Here is a 12,361-nt window from a genome sequence, read left to right as displayed (position 1 = left end):
GCTTGCGGAGGAATAATTAGGGAGAGTTAGGTTAAGATAATGCACGTTCTCTTAAGCCGAGTTTTTCATCGAATAAGAGTGCGAGGTGCGGAGTGCGGAGGACGAACGACAGTTCTTTTGGTTAACGGTTTACTGCACTCATAAATTGGGTAGGATAGCGCTCCCCTGCTGCTACACCCTTCGGAGCAACTGCCTCAATCCGTTGTAGATCTTCAGAGGTCAGAACAATTTGGGTTGCTGCTGCATTTTCCTCCAAATACGTGCGACGCTTAGTGCCAGGAATCGGTACAATATCCTCTCCCTGTGCCAGTAACCAAGCTAAAGCCAGTTGGCTTGGAGTGATGTTTTTCTCTGTTGCGATCGCCTTAACCTGCTCCACTAATTGCAGATTTTTGTAGAAATTGTCTCCCTGAAAGCGGGGTGAGTGGCGACGGTAATCATCTTCAGGTAAATCTTCTGGGCTTTGGAATTGTCCCGTCAGAAAGCCTCGTCCCAAAGGACTATAAGCCACATAGCCAATATTCAATTCCCGCAACGTTGGTAGAATTTCATCCTCAGGATCACGACTCCAGAGGGAATACTCGGTCTGCAATGCCGTAATCGGATGAACGGCATGAGCCCGCCGAATTGTAGCAGGAGCCGCTTCCGAAAGCCCCAGGTAACGAACTTTACCTTGTTGTACCAGTTCTGCCATTGCACCTACTGTTTCTTCAATCGGCACGTTCGGATCAACTCGGTGCTGGTAATAGAGATCGATCACATCTATTCCTAAGCGTTGCAACGAGGCATCACAGGCTTGTCGCACATATTCTGGACTCCCGTTGATTCCTTGCCAACCTCCATCAGACGATCGCACATTGCCAAATTTAGTCGCTACTATTACCTCGTCGCGTCGCTTTTGAATTGCCCGTCCCACCAGTTTTTCGTTCGTAAAGGGGCCGTACATATCGGCAGTATCGAGAAATGTAATCCCCAGTTCAATCGCACGGTGCAAGGTGGCAATTGACTCTTGTTCGTCCCGTCCACTATAGAACTCAGACATCCCCATACAGCCTAAGCCGAGTTCTGAAACCACCAGTCCTTGATTGCCGAGTTTGCGTGTTTTCATTGAAGTCAGTTATCTTGTGTACAGTGAATCTGATTAAGTTTTAAGCGGAATGCAGAAGTGAAATTCTTAATAGAGTGAATTAAGTCATCATTTCTACAGATTCCTAAACTTCCTTTAGCATAAGTGCAGAGCTTAATGAAATGCCCTATCTTTTGGCTTAAACTAAGTTTCTGGTTTTGAAGGTTAAAGTGAATTTATTATTCCTCTGAACAGAGTATAAAAAATCTAAACTCGTTAATATTGACGGCTGAAATTTTCTAAGTTTGAGAAATTTAACAAGTAGTGTGAGCGGATATTTTGAGAGTTTCGGAGAGATTTATTCTCGAGTAAACTCCTATTCTAGTAAAATAACTAAAGAACTATTTTCTGTTCTTAAACCCTCTCTAACTCTCTACTCTTAATCGGACTCCGCACTCCACTATCATGATCTCCCTATGAACACCCTCCCTTCTCATTCTGCTGTTGAAATTGTTCCGGCTTCTGTTGCTGGGACATTAGCTGAACGTAATGTGATGGAGGATTTATTAGCTACAAAGCGTTCGGAGAATACCCGGAAAGCTTATAATCGGGATTTGAAGGATTTCTTTTGGGCAGTTGCTCATCAAGAACCCACTGCTCAGTTAGTGATTGAGTTTTTACAGTTATCTAAAGAACAAGCTTTAAGTTTGGTATTAGGTTATAAGCAACAATTGTTATCTAAAAAGTTATCAGAAGCAACAATAAATCGACGTTTAGCCGCGATTAAAGCGTTAGTGGCATTCGCTTATCGGATTGGACAATGTGGTTGGACATTGGCGGAATTGAAGGGAGAGAAGGTTAAGACTTATCGGGATACCACAGGAATTCCCCCGGTGGTGTTTAAGAGGATGTTGCAAATTCCCAATCGTCGGACATTAAAGGGGAAGCGGGATTATGCTTTGTTGCGGTTATTGTGGGATAATGTCTTGCGACGAGAAGAGGTGTGCCAAGCCAATCTTGAAGATTTGGACTTGGAGGGGAAGACACTGAAGATTTTGGGGAAGGGGAAGGGAACGCAGAAGGAAACCGTGACGTTATCAAAGCCGACGGTGGAAGCGCTTCAAGATTGGTTGGTGGCCAGACGAGAATTAAAACGGTCTAAACCGTTGTTTATTGCCTTGGATAGAGCCAGTTATGGACATCGGCTGACGGGAACGGGGGTTTATAAAATTGTTAGTCAAATTGCAAGAGAAGCGGGGATTAATAAGCCGTTATCGCCTCACCGAATTCGTCATTCGGGGATAACAGCGGCATTGGAAGCAACCAATGGAGATGTGCGAAAGGTGCAGAAATTGAGCCGCCATTCGGATTTGAATACGTTGATGATTTATGACGATAATCGCAAAAATCAGCAGGGGGAAGTCACGGATTTGTTGGCTGATTTGGTTTGAGAAATTTAATGATTTGAGCTTGAGTTGAGTAGAATTATTATAGGGTTACAGTAGTAGTAACACTATAATAACTTTTGTAACAGTTTTATACATCTTTACATCATCCATGTCCTCCTTTACTTATTAATTCGGATGTAAAATCTTAACTAATAACTTTTTGAATTGCCTCATCTATACACTGCTCTATTTGCTGAAATCGATCAGGATTTAAAACTATTTCTTTGAAAAGGATTAATTCACCATTATGCGTAATCTCTAATCGTGCAGGCAGAAAATCTAACTGTGTTGGATGCGTGTATTCAACCGTAAACTCGCCTGAAATTAGACTAGCTGGATTTACTAGCCATCTCCAGAATATAGAACCATCTTTTTTACTACGGAGTGCCTTTGCTGAAGGAAATCGTGTCGATATCCATCGCTGATCTTCCATTCGTATTTTTTGAAGATTGTCGATACAATCGAACTGAGAAGCCGGATTATAAGAAGATAATTTTTGTCGCCGATAAGCGAAAGAAACTTCTTCAAAACTCTGTAAAATTGGCTCTAAAGGTGATGAATCACGAACAATCTTTACCGATGAGAGATCTAATTCATAATAGTTGTTTTGACCTCGGCAGAACAGATAATAACGTCTGTCAATTTTAGCACCCCGCAAATCTGTCACTAACATGGCAAAGAAATAGTTAAGATCATATTGAGGACTATTGACGGTTTCCAGATAGCCCCTGATATCCCCATCACTTAGTTCTTTAAGTCCATTGCAGTGATGACTATGCCAAGATCCAAGAAAATCAAGATCTGATGTAAATTTCTCCAAGACACGAAATACCGATTCTTGATATTCGCCATCTGGCATTAAGTGACCAGATGAGTTATCTACACGGGGGCCTGAGTCAAGATATGATATAATCTCTATTTCCAGTTTGTTGCCCTTTTGATTCATCGAACCAAGTAATTTTCCACCTTCCTCAAGATCAGACCGTGAGATGGCATCTTTTGCTCTTTTGAGGACAGGTTCAGAAATTTTCACTGATACTTCTAAATTCAAACAATCCGGGTTTTGTTTGCCTGTTTTTAACCACCACATATTAACCTTCCTATCAATAAATTTTGAGGTCGAGTTGGGTTTAAAATGTCACTCAGAGCCAATGCCCTGAATGACAAGCTATAACTGCCATTAGTCATGAACAGTGCAGTTACAATGTATTTGGGGTCTCAAGAGCATCTGTTTTGTTTCAAAGTGACTCCGAAAGATCCCTTTAGCTGGTCGATTGCCATAGATAATCCAGTTACTTTTTAACAAAGGCATTGTGCCGCCTGAATCTTTGAGCAGAATAGAGAGAGCCATCCGAACTTGAATCAACGCGATCATTTGGATATCAATTGACAAGCCTGATGCGCGAAATTCCCGTTCTCCAAGGCCGTAAATTTTTTGCTCTTCCTGTGCCGTCAGTCCTAAAGCTTCATCAGACAGGTTAAGGTCATTGAGTTTGGAGTAGAGATCTAAACATCTGTAACAACCAGTCTCTTCGGGGATATAAGCGTAAACTTCCCCTCCTATACCAGTACGAAAGACAGAAGCTGTTACACAGGGAACTTTAGCTGCCACGCACTGGTCGTTGATGAATTCTCTAACACTGTTTTTGTCCGTACAAGACAACACCAGAGACGAATTACTTACTGACTGGATAAAGTTAGGGGATGTCATCACATCCTCTGCAAAAGCTTGAACTTTTGCATTCGGATTTCTATCTTCAATCCACTCTTTTTGGATATCGACTTTCAATCGACCTAGATCCTTTCTTAGTCGAGGATGCTTCACGAGATTGACATCATCCAATGTGTCAGGCTCGTAAAGATCACAATTACAAATACCATTCATTACAAGGTGATCGCAGACAGGTGCGCCACCACTGCCTAAACCCGCAATAGTTATCTTGATATTTTTGAATTGCTCAGGATTAAGCAACTGTTCGATGCGGTCAAAATCAAGTTTATTTTTCATTAGTGATTCTGTTCCTTTCCTGGCCAATAACCTTTACGTCGCCAACAGTCATATTTGTTAACCCAAATCGCAGCCTTAGCCACCATAAATGCTAGGGAATACGTCGAAGACCATTGTTCCGGCTTCATCACGCATATACTCCCATTTGTGTATCTGTGGGGACAACCCGATAAAAAGGTTGTGTAGGGTAAGAAAATGGTAGGGATTTCATAGGGGTACGCTGAAGGCACGATTATTTTTGTGTAGTAGGAATTACCATCTGCTGTTTTTAATTGTCCTTCTACAGAAGTTACTGTTCCTCCTGTTGCGTAGAAACCAAACTGAGGGAATTGGCGCTTGATTTTTTCACTTTCAACGGCCATTCTCGGTCTAGATAAATCATTACCGAAAACTAGCAAATCTCTGCTTGCTGCCATATCTGTTGTCATTTACTCCTCCTAATTTCGCCAATATATAGTTTTTACAGGTAGCGAAATAACCGTTATTAGCAGGGGAGATAAAATTACATTTCTCTCCCCTATTTTTAATCCCCTTAATCGTTGTATCCTCTGAAGCCGGAATACTCACCCTTGCTGTCGCGTAAGGCTGTACCTCGTGGCCCCTGTTGGGGATTTACAGGACGCACTTCACCACTAGGGCCGATTTCGACAAATTCTTCATTTTCTTGTTCTTCAAAAGCATGGTCAGATGTTGCCATAACGAAACTCCTTTGAACCGTCAATGTTATTAAAGATGTTGGGCGGTAGGCAGTTAAAAACTGCTCTACCGCAAAAAATTACCACTCGTCGCGGAAACTCTGGAGAGCATTACGATCATCGTCATCACTTTGATCGTCATCACTTCCATGACCGCTACCTGATGCCCAAGCAAGACCTGCCGCCTTTGCTGCGGCTCCACCCACTAAGGGATTACCGCCACTGAGAATAGTTCCCATGACGAAAAATACACCCATAGCGGCGGCTGTTCCCAGTGCTTTTTTAGCGACATATTCGCCAACAGATTCTTTTGAAGACATTTTTTTGATCTCCTATAAGTGTTAAGGAAAATCTTTTGCTTATTTAGATTGTCTCGCATGAAAAGAAGAAAATTGGATCAATTCCTTCCAGTTATAAAGCTATCCAAATTGCTGAAAATGATCTACAAATGATCTAAACTGATACTTGACAATCACCAGTAAAAAATGTATGGCAGACACTTTGAGAGCATCTTCGGAGGGAAAATTAAAAATCCAGGCAGCGATACAAGCCAAGGGATATCCAAAACAGAGTCCTCATTGGCTTAACGAAGTCCAGAAATATTTACCTTCAAGGCAATTGAGCAACGGAAAAACAGAATCAGAAACCATTTCAACGGCAACTTGGATACGATTTTACGAGGGCAAGCAGGGGATTAAAAGGTATATCTTTATAGCTTGCTGTAAAGCTTTGGGGTTGAACTGGGAAGATGTGGCGGAGCCTGAGCAGATAGGGTCTAAGATTCAACAGAGAGGAGTGTCCAGTTCCAGTAATAATTCCTGGGTGGGTCGTAAGGAACTGATTGATGAGTTAGGAACTAAGCTTCGGGGAGACTGTCGAGTATTAATACTCACGGGCATTACAGGTATTGGCAAATCTCATTTAGCTGCACGTTTAACAATAGGATTGGATGAAACTTGTTGGACTAAAGCCAAGCCCAAAACCGACACTAACACCGACAGTGACATCCTAACAACGGAATCTCAGGAAACCTCGACTACGGTAAGCCTGGAATTTGACTCCAAGACCATAACTGATTTTGCTAGTGTAGCAGCTGATTTACTCTTGAGATGGAATGAATCTATTACATCTGATGACCGTAGAGATCCTTTGCTGCTGCTGAATCGGTTGCTCAGAAAACTACAAGAAAAGTGTTATATACTCATCCTAAATTCTGTTGAAAACCTGCTTCAAGGAGATGCTGAAAAAGGCTGGAGTGAATTTCAGGATAAGTGGTGGGAAAGTTTTTTTAACAGGTTATTAGAAGATTCTTGCCAAAGTAAGATAATTATCACATCGCAAGATTTGCCCAGGTATTTTGACGAAATCTGCTTCAATAACCCAGAACTTTGTCATTACCGCTCACTCAATGGATTTACCAAAGAGGAACAACTGGAGTTTTTTGATATTTTAGGATTAGATGTTGATGATGAATCAGGTAACAAATCAGCATTAGAAAATATTGGAGAACTATTTGAGGGTCATCCTTTAGGCTTAAGGGTGATTGCGGGTGAAATTATAGACGATCCGATTTTTAATGGGGATGCAGCTAAATACTGGCAAAAATACGGTGAAAAGATGTTAAAAATTAAGGCTGAGTACAATATAGAAGACATTAAGTTAAATACTGAGTTACCCCAATTACATAGTTATTCACGTTCACGTCGTTTGCGGAATATGTTGGAGTACAAGCTAGATGAAACATTCAAAAGGTTGCCACAAGATGCTTATTTCTTGCTTTGCCACGCTGCCGTCTATAACCTACCTGTCTCAAGAGAATTTTGGCTTACGCATTTGGAATATTTAGGAAAAACTGAAGAAGAGCAAAACGTAGCTCTAAATATTTTATATGATCGCTTTCTCGTAGAGGAAGAGATCAATGAAGATGAAACTCTGCTAAAACAGCACCCTTTAATTCGTAGTGTAGCACTGGCCTGTCTCAAGAGAACTATTACTAAACAAGAGCAAACATGAATAACGATTTTCCTGAGTTTAAACTGAAAACAGAATTTCAATTAGAAAAAGTTGACCTGACGGCTCCTGGCGAATTAGTGATTGCTAAGGTAGAGAATAAGTTAGCTGTGAAAACTTCTACTGAAATCAACCATTGGGAACTAGCTCAATGGATTGCTATTAAAAATTGGCTGACTAAATATAAACCGAAGCCAAATGCTAGTAATTTAGACCAAGTGAAAGGCTATTTACAAGCTTTTCAACATCTGTGTGAGTTGGAAGAGTGGGAAGCTGCTTATAAAATTCTTTTTATTAAAATCAATTCCCCTACAAAAGAAGAATTATACGACCAACTTGATACTTGGGGCTACCCTCAAGAATTGATTGATTTATATAACAGAATTTTAGGAAAATTAAGTCCTGAATTAGATGTATTTTTTTTCCGAGGTCTTGGAAGATGTTACTATCTCCTATCTAAATACCATCAAGCTATTGAATATTACCAAAAAAGTCTGGATCTAGCTAGAGAATTGGGAAACCGAGCTAATGAGGCAAAAGCCTTAAGAGGGTTGGGAGCTACTTACAATAGCTTAGGAAATTACAATGAAGCTATTTTATATTTAGAAGATAGTTTTAAGATTGCACAGGAGATAGATAATCGCTATCTTGAAGGAAGTTGTTTAGGGGTTTTTGGGCTTGTTTACCAAAATTTGGGGAACTATGCTAAAGCTATTGAATATCAACAGCAATGTTTGAGAATTGCACGAGAATTAGACGACCCTTTCATGGAAAGTTGTACGCTAAATCGTCTAGGAAACATCTTTTATTTAAGAGGAAACCATCGTGAAGGATTGTCCTATTTTCAGCAAGCTTTGACTATTGTACAGAAAATAGGCGATCGCTCTCTGGAAGGTTATGTGCTATTCAGTTTTGGTGCTACCTATTCATCTTTGGGAGATTATCATCAAGCTATTTCATATTTTAATCAAGTTTTAGTGATTGCAGCAGAAATAGGTGATCTCGATCTCAAAGGTAGAGGAATGGGGGGTCTGGGTCATGCTTATCGTTTTCTAGGAAACTATCAACAGGCTATTGATTACCATCAAAAGAATTTAGATATAGTCCGTTTAACTGGTAATCGTTTTGGAGAAATAACTGCTCTTCTCAGTTTAGGTATTGTTTTTAATGAATTAAAAGATTATCACCAAGCTATTAATCTGCTGGAGGAAGGCTTGGCAATTGCACAGAAATTAGGGACTTGTGTTAGCGAAGGTAACGCACTCCAAAATTTAGGTAGTGTTTACTTATCTCTCAAAGATTATCACCAAGCAATTTCATATTTTAATCAAAGTTTAGGAATTGCTAAAGAGGTTGGTGATCAAGAACTAGAAGCTATCAATCTGATTTGTTTAGGTAATGCCTATTGTGAGTGTGAGAACTATTCACAAGCAACAGAGTATTACCAGAAGTCTTTGAATATTGCTAGAACTATTGGGGATATAAAAACAGAAGAACTGGCATTAAAAAATTTAGAAAAATTAGCTTTAGTTCAAAAAAACTCTACTAACTTTACTCTATCTTTAGACAATAATTCAGACCAAACGAGGTTTAACAAGATGACTGATTTCCCAGATTTCGACGTAAAAATAGAACTTCAACTCGAAGGAGTTGACCTGACTGCTCCTGGCGAATTAGTGATTGCTAAGGTAGAGAATAAGTTAGCCGTGAAAACTTCTACTGAAATCAATCATTGGGAACTAGCTCAATGGATTGCTGTTAAAACTTGGCTGACTAAATACAAACCGAAGCCAAATGCTAGTAATTTAGACCAAGTGAAGGGTTATTTACAAGCTTTTCAACATCTTTGTGAATTGGAAGAGTGGGAAGCTGCTTATAAAATTCTTTTTATTAAAATTAATTCTCCAACCAAAGAAGAGTTATATGAACAGCTAACGACTTGGGCTTTATATCAGGAATCCTTTGAACTGTACAACCGAATTGTAGACAGGCTAAATCCTAAAGAAAATGCCATTATTTTAAAGCTTTTAGGCAATTCGCACTTTTATTTAGGTAATTACGACCAAGCAAAGGATTACTTCGAGAAGAGTTTAGTAATTGTACAAACACCTGCAAACCAAGACCGCCATCAAGAGGCACGACTTCTAGCTAATCTGGGAACTATTTATATAAAGCAAAGAGTTTATGACAAGGCTCTAGAGTACCAGCACCAAAGTTTAGCAGTAGCGCGAGAAATCAAGGATTCTCACTGGGAGGCATACGCTCTATCCTTTCTAGGTATAATTGAGACGGATTTTGGTAACTACAATCAAGGAATTAATTACTATCAGCAGAGCCTAGATATTTTTCAACAATTAGAAGATTCAATAGGAGAAGTAGGAGAATTATGTCATGTGGGCTTGGCTTATCTTGAACTAGGAGACTATAACAATGCAATTAACTATTTGCAGCAAGCTTTGGACATGGGCAACAAAATGCAATACCGTGTAGTTCAAGGTGTCGCTTTAATGAAATTAGGAAGGGCTTATTTTAGACTAAGAGAACAGGAAAAAGCTATTGAATACTTAGAGGAAAGTTTAGTAATCCTAGAAGGAATAGGAGACTGTGCAAATCTTATAGAAGGTGTTAGAGAACTAGGTGAAATCTACTTTAGTTTAGGTAAATATGCTGAGGCAAAAGACTTCTATCAGAAAGGTTTAACAATTGCAATTACCATTAAATCGCTTTTAGATCAGGCGTGGCTTTGTGTATGTTTAGGAGCTACCTATAATGCTTTGGGTGATTATAATAAAGGGTTTGAATACTTGCAGCCAGTTCTTAACATTGTACCAGAATTAAATACAACACAATTAAATAAATGTTGGTTAGAATGTAGGACAAAAAGTAATTTAGCAACTTCTTACTATGGTTTAGCTGACTTTACTAAAGCAATTGATTATTATCAAGAAACTTTAGTTATCGCCAAAGAAATTAAAGACTTCCCCTCGCTGTATTCATGTTTAACTAATATAGGCAGCATTTACACTATAAATCTTGGCGAACCTAATAAATCTTTTGAATATTACGAACAAGGAATAATAATAGCGAAAGAATTTAAAGATCACCATCAAGAATTTACATTTTTAGGATATTTAGGTAATGCCTACTATGCTTTCAAAGACTTTAAAAAATCCGATTTTTACTATCAAGAAAGCCTGAAATTAGCCAAAGAAATACCTGATTCTCGCTTGGAAGGGATGGCTTTAGATAGTCTGGGCAATTTTTACTATTCTTTAAATAATTTCATTGAAGCGATTGATTATTATCAACAGTATTTGTTACTTGTTCAAAGTGATGAAGACTATGTAAATGAAGCAATAACTCTAGCAAATTTAGGAAAAGCTTATAGTTCCCTGAAAGACTATACCAAAGCCATAGATTACCATTGCCAAAGTCTTGCTATTGCTAAAAGAATTAATAATCGTACATTAATAGCTGATTTTACAAGCAATTTGGGCAATGCTTACCTGGATATAAAAGACTATGATTTATCGATTCAATATTATGAAGAGTTTCTTACAATTCAATCAGAACTTGCTAATTTAAGAGGTCAGACTAATGCTTTGTTATTCTTGGTATATGTCTACACTATTTTAGAACAATTCCAAAAAGTAACTTATTATCTCGAACTATTACAAGAGATTTTTAAAACGACAAACGACAAACAAGCAAAAGATTCTGCTATACAAACTATAAATAAAATTTTGCCAACCATAGGTGAGATTTACTTAGATAACCATAGATATCAACAAGCAATTACAATTCATAGAAAAATGTTAGCAATTTCTCAAGATGTTAGCGATACTGCTATGGAAAGTTTAGCTGTTGCTTGGCTAGGATGTGATTTTCGTGAAATGGGTCAACTGCAAACAGCCATAGAGTGGTTGAAAAAGCGACTGACCTTAGCTGAAACTCTCAATGACTGTAACGCTCAATGTGAAACTTTGAATTGGCTTGGTAATACTTATAAAAATCTAGCTGAACAGGAACAAGCTATCCAATACTACGAAGAGGCGATTACAAATTATGACAAAGCTATTGCACTGAATCCTGATAACCCTGATTACTGGAGTAACCGAGGGCTTATATTACAAGATTTAGGCTATTACCAAGAGGCAATCGAGTCTTATCAGCAAAGTGCTCATGCTCACAGTGCGGAGAAGGCTTATTATCAAGTGGTTAAATGTCATGAACGAAGTTTAGCGATCGCACGAGAGATTAATGATGAATTATGGATCGGAAAAATTCTTTATAATTTAGCTGATACGTTGTTACAACCAACATATTATGCTAAAAAACGGGAGTATTCATTAAAAGCTTTAGAGCATTTACAGGAAGCTGTAGAAATTTTTAGAAAGCTTTCTGAACCTATAAATGAAGCTAATGCTCTTAAGAGTTTAGCAGACCTTTCTTATAAATTAGGCTTTCGTGACCTGGCTGAACAGTTTTGTGCTCAGGCTTTATCAATAGCTACCCAATTAAATATTATCTCAATACAAGAGGATTGCCAGAAACTCAAAAAACAATGGCTACTACAAGAAATTTATGCAGAGGTTAAAAAAGCTAAGAAACTAGCAAATGAATCAGAGACAAATCAAGCTTTACAAAAAGCTTATCGACTTTGTTGGGAAGCAGAACTATACAGTGAGTTAATAGTAGTTCGTGAGCAAATCAAAAATATCTCAGAACAATATTTTAATGAAGAAAAATACTTAGAAGCATTTCAGTTGTCTGAAAGCCATCTTTTTTTACTTAATGAATTAACAGCCAATACCAACTGTGAGCAAAAAGTAATTGATCTAAAAGAAGATTTTTATTGGGGTTGGTACAGTAAAGGAAATGCTTTACGTCAATTAAAACGTTATGAGGAAGCACTGGTTAGCTTTGACAAAGCAATTAAAATCAAATCTGACGATGCAGATTGCTGGAAGGATAGAGGATTTACTCTGTTGAATTTAGCCCTTTACGAAGCAGGGCTGTTTCATTTTCCCAAATTGGGGACTCAATTTGACTCCCCAATTTTTGCCGAATGAGGCGAAAAAACTGAGTAATTCTAACTGAATGGTCGGGAGTTTTGCTCAGGGGATAATTTTTC

The 12,361-nt window shown here is 38.6% G+C and carries 9 protein-coding genes; 3 read left to right on the top strand and 6 right to left on the bottom strand.

All coding sequences use genetic code 11. From position 1 onward, the window contains the following. Positions 1-121: 121 nt before the first annotated feature. Positions 122-1,108, bottom strand: a complete 987-nt coding sequence (locus H6G57_RS26490; RefSeq protein WP_190524359.1) for an aldo/keto reductase — start codon at positions 1,106-1,108, stop codon at positions 122-124. Between the two features lie 434 nt (positions 1,109-1,542). Here H6G57_RS26490 and H6G57_RS26485 point away from each other — a divergent pair, with 434 nt between their 5' ends. Beyond that, complete coding sequence (locus tag H6G57_RS26485; protein WP_190524356.1) at positions 1,543-2,517, top strand: tyrosine-type recombinase/integrase; 975 nt, start codon at positions 1,543-1,545, stop codon at positions 2,515-2,517. 142 nt (positions 2,518-2,659) lie between these two features. Here the strand turns inward: H6G57_RS26485 and H6G57_RS26480 are convergent, their stop codons facing one another. From H6G57_RS26480 to H6G57_RS26460, 5 genes are all read right to left on the bottom strand, one after another. After that, positions 2,660-3,604 (bottom strand): hypothetical protein, encoded by a 945-nt coding sequence (locus H6G57_RS26480; RefSeq protein ID WP_190524353.1) that lies wholly within the window; start codon positions 3,602-3,604, stop codon positions 2,660-2,662. A gap of 90 nt (positions 3,605-3,694) precedes the next feature. Continuing rightward, entirely contained in the window at positions 3,695-4,522 is an 828-nt protein-coding gene (locus H6G57_RS26475; RefSeq protein ID WP_190524350.1) for a ThiF family adenylyltransferase, read from the bottom strand. Continuing rightward, positions 4,522-4,950 carry a hypothetical protein gene (locus H6G57_RS26470; RefSeq protein WP_190524347.1) on the bottom strand — a complete coding sequence of 143 codons (429 nt, stop codon included), beginning with the start codon at positions 4,948-4,950 and terminating at the stop codon, positions 4,522-4,524. The genes H6G57_RS26475 and H6G57_RS26470 overlap by 1 nt, the downstream gene beginning before the upstream one ends. Positions 4,951-5,054: 104 nt before the next feature. Next, positions 5,055-5,219 (bottom strand): hypothetical protein, encoded by a 165-nt coding sequence (locus H6G57_RS26465; RefSeq protein ID WP_190524344.1) that lies wholly within the window; start codon positions 5,217-5,219, stop codon positions 5,055-5,057. Positions 5,220-5,297: 78 nt separating this feature from the next. Then, positions 5,298-5,537, bottom strand: coding sequence for a hypothetical protein (locus H6G57_RS26460; protein WP_190524342.1), 240 nt, complete (start codon positions 5,535-5,537; stop codon positions 5,298-5,300). A gap of 169 nt (positions 5,538-5,706) precedes the next feature. On the opposite strand from H6G57_RS26460, the gene H6G57_RS26455 reads away from it, so the two are divergent. Then, positions 5,707-7,230 (top strand): ATP-binding protein, encoded by a 1,524-nt coding sequence (locus H6G57_RS26455; protein WP_190524339.1) that lies wholly within the window; start codon positions 5,707-5,709, stop codon positions 7,228-7,230. After that, entirely contained in the window at positions 7,227-12,299 is a 5,073-nt protein-coding gene (locus H6G57_RS26450) for a tetratricopeptide repeat protein (protein WP_190524335.1), read from the top strand. The genes H6G57_RS26455 and H6G57_RS26450 overlap by 4 nt, the downstream gene beginning before the upstream one ends. Positions 12,300-12,361: the final 62 nt, after the last annotated feature.

The organism is Planktothrix sp. FACHB-1365 (assembly GCF_014697575.1).
GTDB lineage: Bacteria > Cyanobacteriota > Cyanobacteriia > Cyanobacteriales > Microcoleaceae > Planktothrix.
This window is presented reverse-complemented; position numbering and strand designations above follow the sequence as displayed.

Coding starts and splice junctions, on each gene's coding strand:
- H6G57_RS26490 (WP_190524359.1), bottom strand. CDS start 1,108: ATGAAAACACGCAAACTCGGCAATCAAGGACTGGTGGTTTCAGAACTC.
- H6G57_RS26485 (WP_190524356.1), top strand. CDS start 1,543: ATGAACACCCTCCCTTCTCATTCTGCTGTTGAAATTGTTCCGGCTTCT.
- H6G57_RS26480 (WP_190524353.1), bottom strand. CDS start 3,604: ATGTGGTGGTTAAAAACAGGCAAACAAAACCCGGATTGTTTGAATTTA.
- H6G57_RS26475 (WP_190524350.1), bottom strand. CDS start 4,522: ATGAAAAATAAACTTGATTTTGACCGCATCGAACAGTTGCTTAATCCT.
- H6G57_RS26470 (WP_190524347.1), bottom strand. CDS start 4,950: ATGACAACAGATATGGCAGCAAGCAGAGATTTGCTAGTTTTCGGTAAT.
- H6G57_RS26465 (WP_190524344.1), bottom strand. CDS start 5,219: ATGGCAACATCTGACCATGCTTTTGAAGAACAAGAAAATGAAGAATTT.
- H6G57_RS26460 (WP_190524342.1), bottom strand. CDS start 5,537: ATGTCTTCAAAAGAATCTGTTGGCGAATATGTCGCTAAAAAAGCACTG.
- H6G57_RS26455 (WP_190524339.1), top strand. CDS start 5,707: ATGGCAGACACTTTGAGAGCATCTTCGGAGGGAAAATTAAAAATCCAG.
- H6G57_RS26450 (WP_190524335.1), top strand. CDS start 7,227: ATGAATAACGATTTTCCTGAGTTTAAACTGAAAACAGAATTTCAATTA.